Raw genomic sequence first — 20,958 nt, 5'->3', positions numbered from 1 at the left:
TGGAATTAAGGAAAAAATGAAGATAATAATTCAAAGAGTAAATTATGCAAAAATATTTGTGAATGATAAATTTAAAGGAGAAATCAATAAAGGAATAGTTGCATATGTGGGAATTTCCAATAAAGATTCTGAAAAAGATATTGATTTTTGTATTGATAAATTACTGAATCTAAGAATTTTTAATGATGAAAATGACAAAATGAATTTGTCAGTGAAGGATATAAATGGAGAATTATTGGTTGTAAGTAATTTTACGATTTATGGAAATACAAAAAAAGGGAGAAGACCAAGCTATACTGATTCAGCACCAGCTGAAAAAGCAGAAAAAATTTATAATCAATTTGTTCAAAAGTTAGAACAAACAGATATTAAATTTGAAACAGGGGAGTTTAGGAAACATATGAAAATTATTTCTGAAAATGATGGACCTGTAAATTTGATAATTGATTCAAAATAAAAATTGAGAAGGGAGAAAGTCGTAAAGATGGTAAGAAAATCAGCAATAACAATGACTTGTATGTTATTAACAGTAGGATGTACAGGATTGCAAACAAAAGGAGTTAATGAAAGTGCAAGTGGTAACAAAAAAAGGAACAACGATAATAAGTTTTCAACATCAGATAATGTAGATAATGAAAACATTACTATTGAAGTTGTGCAAAAGAAAAAAAATACTAACGAGAATGAAACAAAATATTCAAAACAAGAAACTACTAAAGTAGAAAAATCAAATAAAAATAGCAATGCTTATATAGATGAAAGTATAGACAATTTAAGAGTAACAAAGTTATTTGATGAAAACAAGTTAGTAGATCGTTCAATGCCAAATTCACAATTAGTATTACAAAAACTATCTGAACTAAAAAGAAAACATCAAGAAATATTAAAAAGTGGAACATTTAGTGAAAAGAAAACAATGAAATTACAAAATGAATTGTTAAAATCATATAGTAACTGGAAAGGAACTAAATATGAGCTTGGTGGAGATTCAGAGTATGGTATGGATTGTTCAGCTTTAACTCGTAGAGTGTATCGTGAAGTATATGGATATGAATTACCAAGACGAACTGTACAGCAAATTAAAATGGGTGCTCATGTCTCAAAAGAAAATTTAAAACCTGGAGATATTGTATTTTTTAGACCAGATGAGAAAAATAATCATACAGCAGTTTATTTAGGAGACACACTTTTTATTAATGCATCATCGTCTAAAGGAGTTGTAATTTCGACTTTGGAAAATACATACTGGAATAAATACTTTAAATACGGTGTGAGAATAAGAGAAGTTTAATAAAATTTAAGAAATATGTATTTTTAGATACATATTTTTTATTATTTTATTTTTCATGTTGAAAAAGACGCGAGAATAGTGTATTATATATACATTAGATTTAGGTAATTAATAATAAAATAATTAATTCTTAGGTAGATAAACCTTAATCAAAAAGTTTTTAGGAGGAAAAATAATGAAAAATTACAAAGTAGCAATTGTTGGGGCAACAGGGCTTGTTGGAAGAACATTTTTAAAAGTTTTAAAGGAAAGAAACTTTCCAGTAGAAAAATTATACCTTTATGCTTCGAAAAATTCAGCTGGTAAAAAAATTGAATTTAATGGAACAGAATATACTGTTATTGAACTAAAAGATGACACAATAGCTGAGGATATTGATGTGGCTTTATTTTCGGCTGGTGGAGCAGTATCGCTTGAATATGCTCCAAAATTTAAGGCAAAAGGTGCAGTTGTTATAGATAACAGCAGTGCTTGGAGAATGGATGAAAATATTCCGTTAATAGTTCCTGAAGCAAATCCAGAAGCATTAGAAAATCATTCAGGAATTATTGCAAATCCAAACTGTTCGACAATTCAGGTAATGCCTGTACTAAAAGTTTTACAGGAAAAATATGGATTAAAAAGAGTAATCTACTCAACTTATCAGGCTGTGGCAGGTTCTGGACAGAGAGGACTTGATGATTTGGAAGCTAATCTAAAAGGGGAGCCTTCAAAAGGTTATCCGCATCAAATTGCATTTAATGCATTGCCGCATATTGATGTTTTCTTAGATAATGGATACACCAAAGAAGAAGAAAAAATGATTAACGAAACTAGAAAAATATTAAACTTGCCAGATTTAAAAGCAACTGCGACTTGTGTGAGAGTACCAGTTAGATATGGACATGCAGTATCTGTAAACGTAGAATTAGAAAGACCATTTGAGTTGGAAGATGTAATTCGTGCATTTGAGGAAAAAGAAGGAGTTATAGTACAAAATGATGGTAAGAATAATATTTATCCAATGCCTATAAATGCTCAGGATACTGACGAAGTTTATGTTGGAAGAATCAGAAGAGATTTTTCAGCAGACAATGCCTTGAATTTATGGGTTGTAGCAGATAATATAAGAAAAGGTGCCGCTACAAACACAATTCAGATAGCTGAAACTTTAATAAAAAAAGGAGCATTATAATAAAATATGAAATTCAGTACAATAAAAAATAAAATATTAGTATTATTAGTTTTTGTTACAACTTTCATAACAGGCTATAGTGATGATATAAAAGTTGGGATGGAGTGTGGATATGCTCCTTTCAACTGGTTTCAGAATGATGCTAAAAATGGTGCTGTGAAAGTTGATGGAGGTTATTGTGGCGGATATGATGTTGAAATAGCCAAAGTTATTGCCAAAAAACTAAATAAGAATCTTGTAATTGTAAAAACAGAGTGGGATGCTTTACTTGGACCTGCTATTAATTCCGGGAAAGTTGACTTAGTTATAGCAGGGATGTCAGCAACGCCTGAAAGAAGGCAAAGCCTGACTTTTTCAAAATCATATTATGAATCAGATTTAGTAGTAGTTGTGCAAAAAAATGGGAAATATGCAAACGCCAAGTCGATTAATGATTTTGCGGGAGCGAAAATTACGGGACAGCTAAATACTCTTCACTATGATGTTATTGATCAGATGAAGGGAGTACAAAAGCAAACTGCGATGGAAAATTTTCCAGCAATGATAGTTGCCTTAAATTCAGGGAAAATTGATGGCTATATATCAGAAAGACCAGGAGCAATGGCAGCTCAGTTTTCAAATCCAGATTTAAAATTTATTTCATTTGATAAAAATACAGGATTTAAGTATGATACAGTAGAAGTAAATGTTGCAGTTGGAATGAAATTGGGAAATACAGAACTGGAAGAGCAGGTTAATAAAATTTTAGATAAAGATTTGACTCCAAAAGTGCGACAGGAAATAATGGAAAAGGCTATACAAAATCAGCCAGGTGGAAATTCACGTTCATTTATTGGATGGGTAACTTACTTTATTCAAAAAAACTGGAAAGAATTTGTAAAAGGGACACTTGTAACTCTATTTATTTCGATTACAGGCACAGTAGTTGGATTTTTGATTGGTCTAGTAGTTGCGTTATTTAGACATTCGGAATCTGAAACTGATGAACAGACACAAAAATATAAAAAATATGGACTTAAATTTATAAATACACTTTCATCAATTTATATTGCAGTATTTAGAGGAACTCCTATGATAGTGCAGTCAATGGTAATTTATTACGGATTATCTCAGGTGTTCAATATAAATTTATCACCAATGGTGGCGGCATTATTTATTGTATCAATAAATACGGGTGCATATATGAGTGAAATTATCCGTGGGGGAATTGATTCGATTGATAATGGACAGTTTGAAGCGGCAAAGGCTATTGGAATGACTAATTTTCAGTTGATGCAAAGTATTATTTTTCCACAGATGTTTAGAAATATTTTACCAATGATTGGAAATGAGCTTATTGTAAATATTAAAGATACATCTGTATTAAATGTTATAAGTGTGACAGAATTATTCTTTATTTCAAAATCTGTTGCAGGAACTTACTCACGTTATTATGAAGTATTTATTATAACAAGTGTGATTTATTTCTTCCTGACATTTACATTATCACTGATTTTAAAACAAATCGAAAAACGAATTGACGGACCTCAACATTTTGAGTTTTTGGATGATGCTGATGGGGAGGAGAAATAATGAGTAAAAAGGTTATTGAAATAAAAAATATTAGAAAAGATTTTGGAAAGAGAACAGTTTTAAAGGATGTAAACTTTGATGTTCATGAAAAGGAAGTTGTAAGTATAATCGGTTCATCTGGAAGTGGAAAATCAACACTTTTAAGATGTATAAACTTACTTGAAAAGCCTACTAGCGGACAAGTCTTAATTCATGGAAAAGATGCAATGGCAGGAGATATATCGCTTGTGACATTGCGGGAAAAAGTAGGAATGGTGTTTCAACAGTTTAATTTGTTTAATAATTTAAGTGTTCTCGAAAACTGTGTAATTGGACAAATGAAAGTTTTGAAAAAGTCAAGAGATGAGGCTGAAAAAATAGCGAAAGAATTTTTGGCAAAAGTAGGAATGGAACGTTTTATTCACGCAAAGCCAAATCAAATTTCGGGTGGTCAGAAGCAACGGGTGGCAATAGCAAGAGCATTGGCAATGCAGCCAGAAGTTTTACTGTTTGACGAGCCGACATCGGCGTTGGATCCTGAAATGGTTGGAGAAGTTCTAAAAGTAATGAAAGACTTAGCAAAAAGTGGACTTACAATGATTGTAGTGACGCATGAAATGGATTTTGCCCATGATGTTTCGAGCCGAGTTGTGTTTATGGATCAAGGTGTAATTGTGGAAGACGACAAGCCTGAAAATATCTTTGAAAATCCAAAACATGAAAGAACTAAGGAATTTTTGAGTAGAATGTTAAAAAAATAGATTATAAATAAATTATAGAAATTAAAATTTTACAAAAAAATATAATTTAAAATTATTAAAAAATATCTAGAAAGCCTTTAAAATTAAGGAAATTTAAAAATATAAAAATTATTACTGTTTTATAAATTATATTTAAAAAATAAGAAAAAATGAGAAAATTCCTTGAAATTTTTTTAAAAATAGTGTAAAATAGTAAAGGTTAAAAAAAATAAATAGGAATTATTAAAAATAAGGAGAAAAAATGGCTAAAAAAAATGAAACTAAATTAGCTTTGACTGAAGAAGAAAAAGCAAGAGGGCTAAATGCTGAAGAAATAAAAGGACTTTTAATTAATAAAGCAATTTTAGAAACAGCTAAAAAATATGACTTCAATGAAGAAGAAAAAGAAGAATTTGAATACTTCTTTAAAAATGAAAAAAACAAATTCTTTATTGCAAAAGCAATTGAAGATAAAATTTCTGTAAATGAAAATGATGTTACAAAACTATATACTGAGAATAAAGCAAATTTTGATGCACAAAATATTCCATTTTCAGAAGCAAGAGAAATTATTCAAAGAGATTTATTAAATCAACAACTTGTTACACTTGAAGCTGAAGAATTAAACAAATTAGTTGAAGAAATGGAAGATAAAGTAGAAATTACTAAAGAAGAAGTATTGTTCTCTAAAGGAAATTCTGAAGTATTAAAAACTTTAATTGTTGGAAAAATAATTGCTAAAAAAATGGAAGAATCAAACTTTGAAGAAAATAACAAAGATGATCTTGAAATTATTAAAGATAATGTATACATCAATTATTATTTAGACTTAGAAGTAAGAAAAAATGTAAAAGTTACTCAAGAAGAAATTGCTGAAATTTATGAAAATGAAAAAGCAAAATTAGGAAATGTAACACCAAACAGTGCATACCAACAAATTGCTAACGCATTGGTAAATAACAGAGCTATTGAAGAAAGAAATAAATTAATAGACAAAATTTCAGAAGAATATAAAATTGAAGAAATAGCAAAAGAATATACTGAAGCTAAATAGAAGTTAATAAAGTAATTATATAAAAACTTGGAAAGTAATAATCAATTTATGAAATCCAAGTTTTTTAATTTGTAGAAAAAATAAGGAGTACAGTATAAGTACTCCAAAAATTATTTGAAAATTTTAAGCTAATTTAAGCAAGAAAAGAAATAAAAATTAATTTTTTCCCAATTCATCTGCTACTAATATTGCAGCAAAAACATCATCGGCAGTAACTTTGAATGGCATATTATGAATTGTTTCACCTTCAGCTGTACTTGCTTTTGCCACTTCATACAGTCTTTCTTTAGAAACACTTCCCATTCCTAATTCATCCAATGTTGTTGGAAGTCCTACACTCTTACAGAACTCTACAACTTTTTTGATTTCACATAGACATCTGTTTTCTAGAACTAATTGCGTAATTGTTCCGAATGCAACTTTTTCTCCATGATACATGTGGTGTCCTTCTTCCAGAATTGTAAGTCCATTATGAATAGCGTGAGCTGCCGCAAGTCCTCCACTTTCAAATCCAATTCCACTTAAATAAGTATTTGCTTCGATTATATTTTCAACAGCTTGTGTAACTACTTTATTTTCCACAGCAATTTTAGCTTTTAAACCATCTTGGAACAGAGTATCTTTACACAATTCTGCAATTGCAATAGCGGCTTTTGTAATGCCACCTCCAGCGATTGAAGAAGCATTTGAATCAACACAGGCTTTGGCTTCATAGTAAGTGGCAAGTGCATCTCCAATTCCAGCGACAAGAAGTCTAGCAGGTGCATTTACGATTACATCAGTATCCATTATTACCATATCAGGATTTGCCTTTAGGAACAGATATTCTTCAAATTCTCCATTTGGAGTGTAGATTACTGACAAAGCACTGCATGGTGCATCTGTTGAAGCAATTGTCGGAACGATGAAGACAGGAATATTTTCGTAATATGATACTGCTTTTGCCGCATCAAGAGTTTTTCCTCCACCGATTCCAAATACTGCATCACATTTTTTTTCTTTTAAAATATCAATATTTCGGTTAATTTCATTTTTTGAACATTCTCCGCCAAAAACTTCGATATGGTAGTTTACGCCTTCTTTTTCAAAACTTTCAACAATTTTATCCTTAAAATTATCAAAAATAAATTTATCTACTAAAAGATATGCTCCGCTGTTACCACGTAATTTGTAATAAGTTGCCAAATTGGCAATTTCATTTTTTCCTTGAATGTATTTTGATGGTGAATTAATAATTTTTGTCATAAAAAATCATCTCCTATAAAATTTAAATTTATTTAATAATATTATAGTGTATTTTTTCACAAAGTCAATAGGAAATTTAAAATAAAAATCAGAAAGTTATTCAAATCTAATGTTTGAGGTAACTCTCTGATTTTTAAATTTATTAAATTTTCAAAATATTTTTCAACTCTGCTTCTAATTTAGTGTAATCTGGTAAATGAAGTCCTCTGATTCCTTTATTTTCAGCGGCTTCAATATTTTCCTTCACATCATCAATAAACAAAGTTTCTTCTGGGATTAAGCCAAATTCATAAAGAAGAGTGTCATAAATTTTTTCTTCTGGCTTTAAAAGCTTGAAATAGCATGAAATTAGGCAGCCTTCAAATAATTTAAAGAAATCGTTGTGTTTAAAGACATATTCATATGAGTCCCTATGAAAATTTGAAAGCACATATAATTTGTATTCATAATGATCTCTTAATTTGTAAAGAAGCTCAATATTTTCTTTTATAGGCTTTAACAATTCAAAAAAGTCCTTGTCAAAAAAATTATCAATTTCAGTAGCCAAATGTGGACTTCTTTCCTTAAAAATTTTCTTAGCTTCAGGATAAGTCAAAGTTCCCCTGTCAAGCATTAACCATTCTTTTGTATTAATTACATTTTCATGAAATGCCTCTCTTTTTTCTTTAGGTAATTTTTCTTCTAAATATGTGTCTTTATCAAATTTTATTAAAACATTTCCTAAATCAAATACTATATTTTTTATTTTTTTAGAATTTATATTTTCCATTTTGTTTGCACCTCCGACTACTTGTCTATCTCTTAATTAATAATTTCTCTATTTTCAACGTTTCTAATAATTACATATTGTTTCCTAAACTTCATAATATCACACTTTTTCCAAGTTTTTGTATAATTTTTTAAATATTTCTCAGCTTGCGGATATTCTTCACCATTAATTCTGCAATCAGCAATGTCAAAAATTTTACTCAGCCATAAAATTATTCACAAAATTCAAAACTTCCTCAATTTTTACATCCGTACTTTCCCCAGTTTTTCTATCTTTCACTTCCACAATTCCATCAGCTGCACCTTTTCCAACAACTATTTTTAGTGGGAAACCTATTAAGTCGGCATCTTTAAATTTGAATCCTGCTCTTTCATTTCTGTCATCTAATACAGTTTCAATTTTATTTTGATTTAATTCATTATACAATTGTTCACCTACATTTACCTGTGTTTCATCTTTCATATTGGCGATTATTACATCAACATGGTAAGGGGCTATTGCTTTTGGCCAGATTATACCGTATTCATCGTGGTTCTGTTCAATTGCGGCTGAAATGATTCTTGACATTCCCATTCCGTAACATCCCATTTTCATAACTGCCTGTTTTCCATTTTCATCAAGAACGGTAGCATTTAGGGCTTTTGAATATTTTTCTCCAAGTTTGAAAATATGTCCAACTTCTATTCCACGTGCAATTTTTAAGACCCCTTTTCCATCAGGAGAAAGATCTCCAGCTCTCGCAGTTCTAATATCTGCAACTAAGTCGTATGCCAAGTCTTCAAGATTTACATTCATATAGTGATAATCAGCTTTATTAGCACCTAAAGCAAAGTTTCTTACATATTTTACGGTTTCATCAATTACAACGTATAAGCCTTCTTTTTTTTCATAAGAGCCTGCATATCCAGCAACCAGCCCGAATTTTTCGCATTCTTCCTCGCTCATCATTTCAAGTTCTGTAGAAGCTCCAATTACATTTTTTAATTTTATAGGATTTACATCCAAATCTCCACGAATTAGGGCTAGCACAAATTTTTCCCCATCTTCAAGAATTTCCTTCAGCATTACTGCCTTTACAGTTTTTTCTTTAGGGATATTCAAGAAATTAGCCAGCTCTTCAATTGTTTTTGCATTTGGAGTTCCAACTAATTCTTTTGAAAGTTTTTCTTCATCGCTTTCCTTTAATTCAATAATGCTTGTTGCTTTTTCAACGTTTGCCGCATAATCTGAAGAGTCGCTGTATAAAATATCATCTTCTCCACTTTCTGCAAGCACCATAAATTCGTGTGAAGCATCTCCTCCAATAGAACCTGTATCAGCCTCAACTGCCCTGTAATTAAGTCCCATTCTTTCAAAAATTCTTGAATAAGTGTCTTTCATGTTCAAATATTCTTCGTCAAGCGACTCCTGTGTCAAATGGAAACTGTAAGCATCCTTCATCACAAATTCCCTTCCACGCATAAGTCCAAATCTTGGACGCATTTCATCCCTAAATTTTGTCTGAATCTGATAAACGTTAAAAGGCAGTTCCTTGTACGATGAAATTGAATCTCTTACAACATCCGTAATAACTTCCTCGTGAGTAGGCCCAAGCGAAAATTCCCTTTCGTTTCTATCTTTTAATCTCATAAGTTCAGGCCCGTAGGCAAACCAACGTCCAGATTCTTCCCAAAGTGAAGCAGGCTGAAGTACAGGCATAAGAAGTTCCTGAGCCCCTGCTCTATCCATTTCTTCTCTTGTAATATTTTCTATCTTTTTAAGAACTCTATACCCAAATGGTAAATAAGTATAAACCCCTCTCGTAAGCTGCTTAATCATAAATGATCTAAGCATAAGCTGATGGCTCACAATTTGAGCCTCTTTTGGTGCTTCCTTATATGTTTTTAAAAATGCTCTTGATAATCTCATATTTTCTCCTTCTATATTTAATTTTTATTGTATTATAATGCTTATATTGTATATTTTTTTTGAATTTTTAGCAATAGTTTTTTGAATATCTTTGTGTAAATATCAAATATTTATTATAAAAAAATTAATTGGTAATTTGATATTTTTCTGTACTAGTAAGTTTTGAATTTTTATAATATTCAAATTGAGATAAATCTTTATTAACTCTGTATTCCCATATATTTTTAGGTTCTTCTAAAAATAATGAATTGTCCTTTTTGTAAATTGTAAAAGTAATCTGGTTTTTATTATTTCTTACTATTAATTTATTGTTTTCAAGAGTAAAAGTGTATTCTATTTTTTTGAAATCATTGGTAAGCGACCAGATAAATTTATTATCATTTATTTGTTTTACATAAAATGCCATATTCATTGGAATAACTACTAAAAATCCTCTATCTGTTGCATAATTTGTTATTTTGTAAGTATCTGGACTTATTAGTTTAGTATCGCCTCCTACTATGTTTAAATTATTTTTTGATTCAGCTCTGTCAGATTTTACATTTTTTTTATAATTGGAGTAAAAATCATTTTCATCATAACGAATTACATCGCTTGAATATTTTATTTTCCCTTTTTTATTTGTTTCATAAACTTTAAAATCCTTTTTTAACACATCAGAAAAAAATTCATAGTAATTAATAATAGCAAGTCGTGTTGGAATAAAAGCTAAATAGTTTCCAGCATTTAACTGTGCAAAGTATGCTTCTTTGTCTTTAGAAGCATTAACAACAGTTGTAAAGGGTAAAGTTGCAGTTGACATTCGTACATTAAATTTTTCAAAATTATTGTAAGTTTGAGCATTGTCAGCACTTAAAATAACTGAAAATAACAAAAATTGTAAAATTAAAAAAATCTTTTTTTTCATTTAAAATCCTCCATAATTTAATATCATTTTATTATTATAGCTTTATTTAAAAAGAATGTAAAGGTAGATTTTGGAATTTAAACTATTTTGGGGTATAATAAATCAAGAATGAAATAAAAAGGTGATAAATTATGTTTTTTAAGAAAAATAAAGAAAAATTGTCAGTTGAACTAGTAGATGTCAAAGCTGACACATCTGAAATGATTAATATTAAAGATTCAAAAGTGGTTTATATAAATGGTGCAGGGAAACTTAAAACTTTTTTTTCGGACGGCTATTACCCAGCTAAAATAAGACTTAATGGTATTCCTCTTGTTCGAATAAATTCTCCATATTGTCCTACTAGCAATTCTTTACTTGCAACTGGGTATGGAATAGAAAATGCAAACTGTCAGGAACTTATGGAAATACAGAAAGAAATTAATGCTGATTTCATTTCACTGGAAAATTCTATAAAAGCAATGGAGCCATTATTAAAACTTTTTGAAACAGGATTTTATTTGATAGCAGAGGCGGAATGTTATCCAACTGATGGAAATGGAAATTTTTTCTGGAATGTTCCAAATGAATTTACAGATTCTCCAGCAACAGGTTTAGCATATTTAAAAGACAGTGATACAGACACATCTTATGTATTTAATCAGCCAGTTTATCTTTATCCAACACAGACAACAGATTGTTATAATGAAGAAAGAGTAGAATATTATATTGATAAATTCAATAATGAGCCAAGAGCGATTGTGTATAATTTTGGCGGTTTTATAAATTTTGTAATTGATGGACACCATAAGGCATGTGCGGCGGCTTTGCTTGGAAAACCTTTGAAGTGCCTGTTGATTATAAAGGGTGAATATTCTCAAAATTATGGCGAAGATAATCAAATTTTTTTAAACTTTTTAAGTTCAAATATAAGAAAAGAAGATATTCCAATAAAATATCAGCCATTTTTAAAGGAAAAAGAGAAAAATTGGGGATCAATGATTATAAATGAAGGAACTGTAAATAAAAGGCAATGGGAAGATAAATATATAAATTCAGTAAAAAAATATCCTAGTCTTATAGAATACGCAACTAAAGTAGATGATTTGATTTATGAAAACATTGAAATAAGTGATGAATTGATTAATTATTGCTTAATAAATTTTGATATGGATAGTCAAGTGAAAGCAAGGAAAATTTTTCGGAATTTAGAATTTTTGGATATGGAAAAAGCAAAAGATTTTGCAGTCCGATATGCTAAAGCGAGTTTAAAACAAGAAATTTCTAATAAGTTGAAATTAGTAATATATAATTTTTTAGTTAATATGAAGAATAATACGGAATTAGAGCAGATATTTATTGATTACATAGTTTATAATGAAGATAGGGATGATCCTGTTTTGGAATTGATTAATTCTTACTGGAAATAGAAAAATCATTATTAAAGTATAAGTTTTAAGATTTGGAAATTTGTAAAACATGTGGTATAATTACCTTAGAAGAACATAAAATTATTTAAAATTACTAAAAAATTATAAAAAGGAGAGATTTAAAATGAAAAAACTTATTTTATTGGGATTATTGGCATTTTCAGTTTTTGGAGTAGCAGAACCTTCTAGGGATGAAAGAGGTGTGCTGTTTATGAGTGAAGAAGAATGGACAGAATTTTATAACAAAGATGGTCAGGAAGTAGCCGCTTGTGTGCCAATTGGATCTATGATTATGGAAGAAAGCTACATAAAAGATGGTAAGAAAATGACACATACTTTGGCAGAAGTTCAGCAAGGAATTAAACAATTTAATGAAATGTTAGGTGAATCTGGACTTCGTGATATTAATGGTGGAAAAGATAGAATTCATGAGTTTTACTATGCGGCAGTATGTAAAAGACCTACACAAAAACAATATGATTTAGTAGGTTCTCCAACATTCAAAAAAACAATGGAGAGAATTTTTGAAACTCATAAAGCTATAGAAGATTAAAAAAGTAATTTTTGTGATATTTAAAATAAAAAAGTTATAAATCTGCTTTAAGTTTATTTTATTAAGGCAGATTTTTATATTGCCTTATTATTTTTTAGATTTAAAAAGTATAAAAAAATACGGACTAAGTTAATTAAATAGTCCATATTTTAATTTACCTTAATGTAAAGCTCCGCCTACTTTTTTTATGTCTTCATTATTTTCAACAATAGCCTCAATAGCGGCAGTTAATCCCTTAACAACAGTATTTGAGTCCATTGATGGCATATTTTTTTTGTCTACAACTTGTTCAGGAAGGTATGGAATGTGAATAAATCCTGCTCTTTTATTGTTGTATTTTTTGTTTACAAGATAAAGGATACCGTATAAAACATGGTTACATACAAAAGTACCAGCAGTATAAGAAACAGAGGCAGGTATATTATATTTGTGAATGTTGTTAACCATAGCTTTAACAGGTAAATTTACAAAATAAGCATTCTCTCCATCCGGATAAATTGGTTCATCAATAGTTTGATTTCCTTCATTGTCTGGGATTCTAAAATCATCAAGATTTATTCCAATACGTTCAATAGATATGTCAAATCTTCCACCAGCTTGTCCAATTGATAATATAACATCTGGATTGTGTTCTTCGATAGCTTTTTCAATTTTTTCAATAGATTTTTTTCTTACAGTTGGTATTTCAAGTTTTATAATCTGTGCCCCTGCTATTTCATTAGGCAGTTTTTTTACTGATTCGATAGCAGGATTTACTGGTTCACCTCCAAATGGATCAAAACCTGTGACAAGAATTTTCATTTTATTTTTTCTCCTTTCAGACAATTATTTTATTCCAAATAAAAGTAGCATTAGAATAATATGAACAACGAATAATGCTAAAGCCATAGGTAGTTGCGTCTTAATAATTCCATTTTTATTTTTTATTTCAAGTATTGAAGCTGGAACGATATTAAAGTTTGCAGCCATTGGAGTTATAAGAGTTCCACAGTAACCAGCAGTCATTCCTAGAGCACCAATAACAGCAGGATTTCCACCATGTTTTAAAATAAATGGAATACCGATTCCAACAGTAATTACTGAAAATGCAGCAAAAGCATTTCCCATAATCATAGTAAATACAGCCATTCCGATAGCATAGATAACAATTCCGATAAATATGTTACCTTGTGGAACTACTGATGATATAATTTGAGAAATAACATTTCCAACTCCTGCTTTTGTGAAGACAACACCAAGTGCGGCAAGAAGTTGTGGTAAAAGAGCAGTTGCTCCAATTTGCATAAGTAATTTTGACGTATCGTCAGTTGTTTCACTAAGTTTTGGTTTGATAATTAACATTGCAACTAAAAGTGCTACAAGAGATCCACCACCGATACCGATTGCAGGTGGAATTGCAGTTTTTCCGATTTTAAATTGCAATATTAGAAAAGCAGCAGTACCTATTAATATTGCAGGAATAAAAATTTTGTTTTTTAATCTTTCACTTTGTGCAAGTTTAAATTGAGCAGTTACATTTTCAAAACTTCCTATTTGTAATTGTTTTGTAATAGTAATTAAAGCTAAAATGATAAGTAATCCACCAGTAACTTTATATGGAATAATTTTTCCAAAAATAAATGTAATTCCTAGAATAAACCAGAATAAGAATGTTCCAATTTTGGCTTTTTCATTTTTTAATCCTCTAATTGCAGTGGCAACACTTACAAGTCCGCAAAGAATATAAATAATTTCTGCTATATTGCTTAAAGTTTCTTTTAGTGCCATTATTTATCCCCATCCTTTCCTGCTTTTATTTTTTTGTCATATATATACACTTGAATAAATGTAAATATTATAGCAACAATTCCAATTGGAATAGAAAATAGAGCCAATTTTTCCAATGTAACATCATATCCATTTTCTTTTAAAGTTGTTTGAATTAATAAAAGTCCAGATGCACCGATAAATATGTTTTGTGCAAAAAAGTTACCATAATTTTCAATAGCGGCACTTAAACTCTTCAAATCTTCGTTTTCCTTTTCAGTCAATTCCTCTTTTTTGTGAGATTTTGCTGCGGCTTCAGCCATTGGAAAAATAAGAGGACGGATAAACTGCACATGTCCACCAATTCTAATTGATAAAGCACTCGCAATTGAACGAATAACCATATAAAGTCCTAAAATTCTACCAGCAGTAGCATTTTTAAGATTTTCAATGAGTGTTGCGCTTCGTTCTCTTAACCCATATCTTTCTAAAATAGCTATAACAGGCAAACTAATCAAAAAAATGGACATAAGTCTATTGTCAACAAAAGCCTTTCCAATAATTTCAAGAATTTCTCCAAAGCTCATATGGGCAGCAAATCCAGTTCCAATTCCTGCAACAAGTACAACTGCCAGAACATCAAGTTTTAAAGTGAATCCTACTACGATAATAACAATACCTATAAGTATCCACAAGTTCATAAGTATTCCTCCTAATTTTGTATTTTCTAAGTATTGTTATAATTTTACCTTTAAAAACAAAGAAATGCAATAGCTTTGGAAAAAATGTTATTAGAAATTATTAATTTTATATATAAATTGTGTTGTTTTATATAAAAATAATTGTAAGTTAAAAATTTTGTTTCAATAAATGTCCCATTTTTTCTTTTTTTACTTTTAAATAATTTTTATCAACATTATTTGCAGTAATTTCAATTTCTGTACGTCCAGTAATTTTAATTCCGTATTTTTCAAGTCCTTCAATTTTCTTTGGATTATTAGTTTTTAAAATAATAGATTTTATTCCTAAATCTTTTATAATTTGCGCTGCCACAGCGTAATCCCTTAAATCATCAGAAAATCCCAATTTATGATTTGCTTCAACAGTATCATAGCCTTCATCTTGAAGCTTATATGCCTTTAATTTGTTCAAAATACCAATTCCACGTCCTTCTTGACGTAGATAAATTATAAGTCCTTCTCCACTTTCTTCCAATTCATATAAGGCTCTATGAAGCTGCTCTTGACAATCGCACCGTCTTGAACCAAAAACATCACCTGTCAGGCATTCAGAGTGAAGTCTGACAGTAACATTCTCTTTATTTCTTATTTCTCCTTTCATAACTGCAATATATTCTTTATGTTCGATTTCATCGCTATAACCTGCAAAAGTAAAATTTCCAAATTGTGTTGGAATATCAACAATTGCTTCATTTTTAACTAATTTTTCGTTTTTTTTTATGTAAACAATCAAATCATCAATTGTAATTAATTTTAAATTATGTTTTTGACAAAATTCAAATAAGTCATTTCGACGAGCCATTTCCCCATCTTCTCTTAAAATTTCCATAATTACGCCTATATCAGAAAATCCAGCAAGCCTAGATAATTCAACAGCAGCTTCAGTATGCCCTTTTCTTTCAAGAACGCCACCTTCACGTGCGATTAGCGGGAATATATGCCCTGGTTTTCTAAAGTCTTTTGCAGTTTTTAGAGGATTTGCCAAGTCTTTTATTGTTTTTAGTCTATCGCCTGCAGAAATTCCAGTAGTTGTACCTTCCAGCGAGTCAACTGACACTGTAAAAGCAGTTCCGTAATAATCAGTATTGTGTTGAACCATTGGGTTTAGTTCAAGCTCTTCTGCACGTTTTTTCGACATTGGGACACACATAAGACCACGTGCCTCATTAATTATAAAATTTAAAGTTTCATAAGTTACTGCGTCAGCTGGAATTACAAAATCCCCTTCATTTTCCCTGTCTTCATCGTCAACAACCACTACTGGAATACCATTTTTTAAATCTTCAATTGCAGCTTCAATGCTGTCAAAATTCATCTTTTTTTCTGACATTTAATATCACTTCTTTCTTATTGTTTTATATTTTTAATTTAAATTTAAAATCCATGTTTTTGTAAAAATTCCATTGTTAAATTTGATTTTTTCTCTTTATTTTCTGTGTTTTCAAAATTGTCAAACTTTAATATTTTTTCAACATATTTTCCAAACAAATCTGTTTCAATATTTACAAAATCCCCAGTTTTTTTCATTCCAACGGTAATATTTTCAATCGTATGTGGAATAAGTGAAACCGAGAAAATTCCAGCATTATCGTCTACATCAATTACTGTAAGGCTCGCTCCGTCAATCGTTACACGTCCTTTTTCAACAATGTATTTCATATTATTTTTATAATTTTTATCCAGCTGGAATTCATACACTTTTGCAATCCCCTTATCTATGATTGATACAATTTTAGCCTCACAGTCAACATCTCCCATTACAAGATGTCCGCCTAAAAAAGTCATAAGTGTAAGTGACTTTTCAAGATTTACAATATCTCCAGCTTTAGCACGTTTTAAGCCGCTTCTTTCAATAGTTTCAAACATTACATCGGCAGTAAAGTCATTTCCATTTAGTTTTGTAACAGTCAGACATACGCCATTTACAGCGATACTATCCCCAATCTGTGCTTTTTCAGTGACTTTTTTCCCCCTTATTGTAATTTCGATACTTGCAGTTTTTTTTGCAATATCAATGATTTTTCCAGTTTCTTCAACTAAACCAGTAAACATAATTTTCTCCTGATTTTTAATTTTTTATTCTAAATTATAGTAATTCTAGTTTAAAATGATAGTATAAAGTTAGATTATATCTATAACCAATCTACTAACTATAACTTTTTTGTAAAAATTCCATTCCAACATTTTCACCATAAACATTATATTTTACGTTTTTCAAAACGATAGATTCATTCATATTTTTTTTATCAAATCCAGCAATAAAAGATTTTCCTTCAGTATCGCCTAAAATTTTATTAGCAATAAAAATCTCCCCAGCATCAATAACATCTTCTTCAAATGCCTGTGAAATAAGTGATTGACCACCTTCCAGTAAAATTGAGTCAATTCCTAACGTTCCAATTTTTTCAAGAATTTCTTTAAAGGTGAATTTTGTACCATTTAAAAATACAAATTTAACCTTATTATTTTCAGAAAAATCTAACTGCTTTTCAGAATTTTTATTTTTTTCTGATGTAATAATTATCGTTTTTTCATCAATATTTTCTTTAATGACAGTATAATCTTTTTCAGTTTTTAAATGTGGATCAATAATTATTCTATATGGATTTACACCATTTTCAATTCTTGCAGTAAGGCTTGGATTATCGGCTAGGACAGTATTTATCCCAACCATTATTCCCATAAATTTATTTCGGTAAAATTGTACTTTTTCTCGTGCCGCTTCGTTTGTAATCCATTTGGAATTTCCTGTTTTTGTAGCAATTTTTCCATCTAGAGTAATCGCACATTTTAAGAATAAATATGGTAATTTTGACAGAATATATTTGAAAAACACTTGATTTATTTTGTCGCATTCTTCTTTCAAAACATTTTCAGTAACTTCAATTCCAGCATTTTTCAATATTTGTATACCTTTTCCAGCGACTTTTGGATTTGGATCAGATGATCCAATAACACATCTTTTTAGTCCTAAATTTACAATTTTTTCTGCACAAGGCGGTGTTTTTCCATAATGTGAGCAAGGTTCCAATGTAACATAAATCGTAGCATTTGATAAATCTTCAGAATTTTTTGAAGCTTCGTCTAAAGCGTAAACTTCGGCGTGAGGTCCACCAAAATACTTGTGATAGCCAGTTCCAATAACTTTTCCATCTTGAACGACAACAGCTCCGACCATTGGGTTGGGATTTACTAATCCAGCACCTTTTTTTGCCAGTTCAATTGCCATTTTCATATACTTTTCGTCAATATTTTCATTCATTTTATTTTTCCTTTATTAATTCATAACTGTTGTCAATTAATTTTATGATTTCATCTTTATCAATATTTTCTGAAAATTTTACAAAAATATTTTTTATCCAATTTCTTTTATTAAATTAATCATTTCGATTGCAGAAAATGCAGCATCTGCACCTTTATTTCCAGCTTTTGTTCCGGCTCTTTCAATAGCTTCTTCAATGTTGTTTGTAGTTAAAACTCCAAAAATTACAGGTAATTCACTTTGTAATGAAATTTGAGCAACTCCTTTTGAGACTTCTGCACAAACATAGTCAAAGTGTGGTGTAGAACCTTTTATAACAGCTCCAAGAGTAATTATTGCATCGTATTTTTGTGTATTTGCTAATTTTTTTGCAATTAATGGTATTTCAAAAGCTCCTGGAACCCAAGCAATATCAATATTTTCTTCAGAAACATCATTTCTCTTCAATACATCCAAAGCTCCGCCAACTAATTTGGAAGTAATAAACTCGTTAAATCTTCCAGCCACAATCGCTATTCTTACATCTCTTCCATCAAATTTTCCTTCAAAAGTTCTCATTTTCAAATCATCCTCTCGTTATCTATATTTTAATTCTCTTTAAAAACAAAAATCATAACTTATGAGTCTGGTTTCAAAGAGGTTTGACATACTAAATAAAAAAATAAAATTTAAAAACATTATTTGCTAATAAAACAAAAAAGCCAAGAACGTTATGATTCAAGGCTTTTTTTGATATTTAAAAGGTAGATGATATATAATATAATTTAATTAATGCTGAATGTATCAAAATTATTTTAAAATATTGCATATAAAACACAATTAAATCAAAAACTAATTTTAAACAGCCAACAATTTCACTTCTACCATCTAGACTATAACTATCGGTACTGGAATCACACCAGTTCATGTCGTTTTCATTTTATTTAAAATAAAAACAACTCGTGGACTTTACCACCGGTCGGGAATTTCGCCCTGCCCTGAAGCTTTAAATTTATTTCTAAATTAATAATATCACTTTTTTACTATAATTACAAGCATTTTTTTAAAAGAATGTAAAATTTTTTTTAAAAAATTATTTTTTTTATTGACAAAAGTAAAAACATAAGTTATTATTATATAAATTAAAATAAAATGAATAAATATAAAAAAATTAAAAAAGATAAATCTTTTGTTAATCAAAAAACAATAATATACTTAGGAGGTAAAATGAAAAAAACAATTGGAATGCTAATCTTCATGGTATTTATGGCGTGTAGTAACAGTAATAGTGAAGAATTGAAAGAAAGTAAGAACATAAAGGAAGAAATGGCACAAATTCAGACAGGGTTTAAAAGTGAAAAAAGCTGTACAGAACTAGGGAAGTATAATATTAATGTTGAAAAAATAGAATTGAGAAATAGAGGATTGGAAGAGATAATCTGCATTACAAATTACAAAAATTTAAAAATTCTTGATTTACGTTGGAATAAAATAAAAGATGTAAAATTACTGGAAAATCTAAAGAAGCTAGAAGTATTGAAAATAAATTTTAATCAGATAGAAGATATAAAACCGTTATTAAATTTACCAAATTTAAAGGAACTATGGATACATAACAATAAAATAAGCGATATTCGGGGAATTGGAAAATTAACAAAGCTGGAACATTTAGATGTAAGTTTTAATCCGTTAAAAAATGGAGTTGAGGAAATTTCTCGATTAAAAAACTTAAAAAGGTTGGAATTACGTGAAGTTCCAAAAGAAGTAGTGGATTATGTCTATGAAAATTATAGTAATTTTATGATTCCTGAAAAAATATTTATTGAGCAAAGGTATCCAGAACTTACTGCAAAGAGAGAAAATATAGCAAAATATCCTAATTTTTCAGAATTTGAAAGTAAAATAAATAGTTTTGAAACTGTTAAAATTGTAAATAGTCTTTCTGTAAAAGAAATTTCAATAGATAAAGTTCCAAAACAAATTCAAGAAACAATAAAAGATTATAATAAGATGATTGACGAAGAAGAGCATAAAATAAAAACGGTGGAAGGTTTTAAAAATAAACAATATGAAATATATGTTATTTCATTGCCGTATGCTTATGCTGGAAAGTCAAATAGTAAAATAGTTTTTATGAAAAATGGAAAAGAAATTGCAGGTGATACGGCATATCTAAGTTCACAATTAGAAAGTATTGACGGAGATAATCTATTTTTATCAATAGTTGCGGCAAGTGGTGCGGTAAATTATGCAATAACAGATATGAAAAGTGAGCAGATGTGGAGGGAAGAATTTAGGGATTTTGGAGTAATATCATCTAAGAGAACAGGTAAAACTTTTATTACGGCTTCAAAGGAAAATGTTGTTAATGTAAGGGAAAGTTATGGTACAGACAGTTCAATAATTCATAAATTAGCAAATAATGTAGCAGTTGAGGAAATTTCAAATGAAGAAGGATGGAAATATGTTTATTTTTATAATAAAGATGGAGGATATTATATGAAGGGGTATATACATAAGAGCCAGTTAAAATAGTTTATAAAAATTAATTATAAATAAGAAGTTTTAAGATAAAAGAGAGGATGTGATAGTTTCATTTGAATTGATAAAGTTAATTTTAGGAAAATTAT

General features: G+C 29.4%; 20 protein-coding genes and 1 riboswitch. Of the genes, 9 read left to right on the top strand and 11 right to left on the bottom strand.

Features of this window, described 5'->3' with window-relative positions:
* Positions 1-16 precede the first annotated feature (16 nt).
* From dtd to BQ5344_RS09660, 6 genes are all read left to right on the top strand, one after another.
* Positions 17-457 carry a D-aminoacyl-tRNA deacylase gene (gene dtd / locus BQ5344_RS09685; protein WP_071125143.1) on the top strand — a complete coding sequence of 147 codons (441 nt, stop codon included), beginning with the start codon at positions 17-19 and terminating at the stop codon, positions 455-457.
* Positions 458-484: 27 nt separating this feature from the next.
* On the top strand, positions 485-1,291 hold the full coding sequence (locus BQ5344_RS09680; protein ID WP_021770323.1) for an NlpC/P60 family protein: 807 nt from the start codon (positions 485-487) through the stop codon (positions 1,289-1,291).
* Between the two features lie 175 nt (positions 1,292-1,466).
* Positions 1,467-2,465: an aspartate-semialdehyde dehydrogenase gene (locus BQ5344_RS09675; protein WP_071125142.1), complete on the top strand. Its 999-nt coding sequence runs from the start codon at positions 1,467-1,469 to the stop codon at positions 2,463-2,465.
* 6 nt (positions 2,466-2,471) lie between these two features.
* The gene (locus BQ5344_RS09670) at positions 2,472-4,037 is read left to right on the top strand and encodes an ABC transporter substrate-binding protein/permease (RefSeq protein ID WP_071125141.1); all 1,566 of its coding nucleotides are present in this window, start codon (positions 2,472-2,474) and stop codon (positions 4,035-4,037) included.
* Positions 4,037-4,777: an amino acid ABC transporter ATP-binding protein gene (locus tag BQ5344_RS09665; RefSeq protein ID WP_071125140.1), complete on the top strand. Its 741-nt coding sequence runs from the start codon at positions 4,037-4,039 to the stop codon at positions 4,775-4,777. The genes BQ5344_RS09670 and BQ5344_RS09665 overlap by 1 nt, the downstream gene beginning before the upstream one ends.
* 241 nt (positions 4,778-5,018) lie before the next feature.
* Positions 5,019-5,810, top strand: coding sequence for a hypothetical protein (locus BQ5344_RS09660; RefSeq protein ID WP_021769443.1), 792 nt, complete (start codon positions 5,019-5,021; stop codon positions 5,808-5,810).
* A gap of 156 nt (positions 5,811-5,966) precedes the next feature.
* Here BQ5344_RS09660 and BQ5344_RS09655 read toward each other — a convergent pair whose 3' ends face one another.
* From BQ5344_RS09655 to BQ5344_RS09640, 4 genes are all read right to left on the bottom strand, one after another.
* Positions 5,967-7,055 carry a glycerol dehydrogenase gene (locus BQ5344_RS09655; protein WP_021769442.1) on the bottom strand — a complete coding sequence of 363 codons (1,089 nt, stop codon included), beginning with the start codon at positions 7,053-7,055 and terminating at the stop codon, positions 5,967-5,969.
* A 142-nt stretch (positions 7,056-7,197) separates the two neighbouring features.
* Positions 7,198-7,824, bottom strand: coding sequence for an HAD family hydrolase (locus BQ5344_RS09650; RefSeq protein ID WP_071125139.1), 627 nt, complete (start codon positions 7,822-7,824; stop codon positions 7,198-7,200).
* A 195-nt stretch (positions 7,825-8,019) separates the two neighbouring features.
* Positions 8,020-9,732, bottom strand: a complete 1,713-nt coding sequence (locus BQ5344_RS09645) for a proline--tRNA ligase (RefSeq protein WP_071125138.1) — start codon at positions 9,730-9,732, stop codon at positions 8,020-8,022.
* A 124-nt stretch (positions 9,733-9,856) separates the two neighbouring features.
* Entirely contained in the window at positions 9,857-10,639 is a 783-nt protein-coding gene (locus tag BQ5344_RS09640) for a hypothetical protein (protein ID WP_071125137.1), read from the bottom strand.
* 131 nt (positions 10,640-10,770) lie between these two features.
* Here BQ5344_RS09640 and BQ5344_RS09635 point away from each other — a divergent pair, with 131 nt between their 5' ends.
* A complete protein-coding gene (locus BQ5344_RS09635; RefSeq protein ID WP_071125136.1) occupies positions 10,771-12,048 on the top strand; it encodes a hypothetical protein in 1,278 nt (425 codons plus the stop codon).
* A 124-nt stretch (positions 12,049-12,172) separates the two neighbouring features.
* Positions 12,173-12,601: a hypothetical protein gene (locus BQ5344_RS09630; protein ID WP_071125135.1), complete on the top strand. Its 429-nt coding sequence runs from the start codon at positions 12,173-12,175 to the stop codon at positions 12,599-12,601.
* A 159-nt stretch (positions 12,602-12,760) separates the two neighbouring features.
* Here BQ5344_RS09630 and pcp read toward each other — a convergent pair whose 3' ends face one another.
* The 7 genes from pcp to ribH form a co-directional block, all read right to left on the bottom strand.
* On the bottom strand, positions 12,761-13,402 hold the full coding sequence (gene pcp / locus BQ5344_RS09625; RefSeq protein WP_071125134.1) for a pyroglutamyl-peptidase I: 642 nt from the start codon (positions 13,400-13,402) through the stop codon (positions 12,761-12,763).
* Positions 13,403-13,426: 24 nt separating this feature from the next.
* Entirely contained in the window at positions 13,427-14,368 is a 942-nt protein-coding gene (locus BQ5344_RS09620; RefSeq protein ID WP_071125133.1) for a DUF979 domain-containing protein, read from the bottom strand.
* Positions 14,368-15,048 (bottom strand): DUF969 domain-containing protein, encoded by a 681-nt coding sequence (locus tag BQ5344_RS09615; protein ID WP_071125132.1) that lies wholly within the window; start codon positions 15,046-15,048, stop codon positions 14,368-14,370. Before BQ5344_RS09615 ends, BQ5344_RS09620 begins: the two co-directional genes overlap by 1 nt.
* 148 nt (positions 15,049-15,196) lie before the next feature.
* Positions 15,197-16,417, bottom strand: a complete 1,221-nt coding sequence (locus tag BQ5344_RS09610) for a bifunctional 3,4-dihydroxy-2-butanone-4-phosphate synthase/GTP cyclohydrolase II (protein WP_071125131.1) — start codon at positions 16,415-16,417, stop codon at positions 15,197-15,199.
* A gap of 44 nt (positions 16,418-16,461) precedes the next feature.
* Positions 16,462-17,139 carry a riboflavin synthase gene (locus tag BQ5344_RS09605; RefSeq protein ID WP_071125130.1) on the bottom strand — a complete coding sequence of 226 codons (678 nt, stop codon included), beginning with the start codon at positions 17,137-17,139 and terminating at the stop codon, positions 16,462-16,464.
* A gap of 94 nt (positions 17,140-17,233) precedes the next feature.
* On the bottom strand, positions 17,234-18,349 hold the full coding sequence (gene ribD / locus BQ5344_RS09600; protein WP_205408002.1) for a bifunctional diaminohydroxyphosphoribosylaminopyrimidine deaminase/5-amino-6-(5-phosphoribosylamino)uracil reductase RibD: 1,116 nt from the start codon (positions 18,347-18,349) through the stop codon (positions 17,234-17,236).
* A 93-nt stretch (positions 18,350-18,442) separates the two neighbouring features.
* Positions 18,443-18,907, bottom strand: coding sequence for a 6,7-dimethyl-8-ribityllumazine synthase (gene ribH / locus BQ5344_RS09595; RefSeq protein ID WP_071125129.1), 465 nt, complete (start codon positions 18,905-18,907; stop codon positions 18,443-18,445).
* Between the two features lie 293 nt (positions 18,908-19,200).
* Positions 19,201-19,338, bottom strand: a riboswitch (FMN riboswitch).
* A 217-nt stretch (positions 19,339-19,555) separates the two neighbouring features.
* Between ribH and BQ5344_RS09590 the strand changes: the two genes are divergently transcribed.
* The gene (locus BQ5344_RS09590; protein WP_071125128.1) at positions 19,556-20,863 is read left to right on the top strand and encodes a leucine-rich repeat domain-containing protein; all 1,308 of its coding nucleotides are present in this window, start codon (positions 19,556-19,558) and stop codon (positions 20,861-20,863) included.
* Positions 20,864-20,958 lie beyond the last annotated feature (95 nt).

This window comes from Leptotrichia massiliensis, assembly GCF_900104625.1.
In the GTDB taxonomy this organism is placed as follows: Bacteria; Fusobacteriota; Fusobacteriia; order Fusobacteriales; family Leptotrichiaceae; genus Leptotrichia; species Leptotrichia massiliensis.
This window is presented reverse-complemented; position numbering and strand designations above follow the sequence as displayed.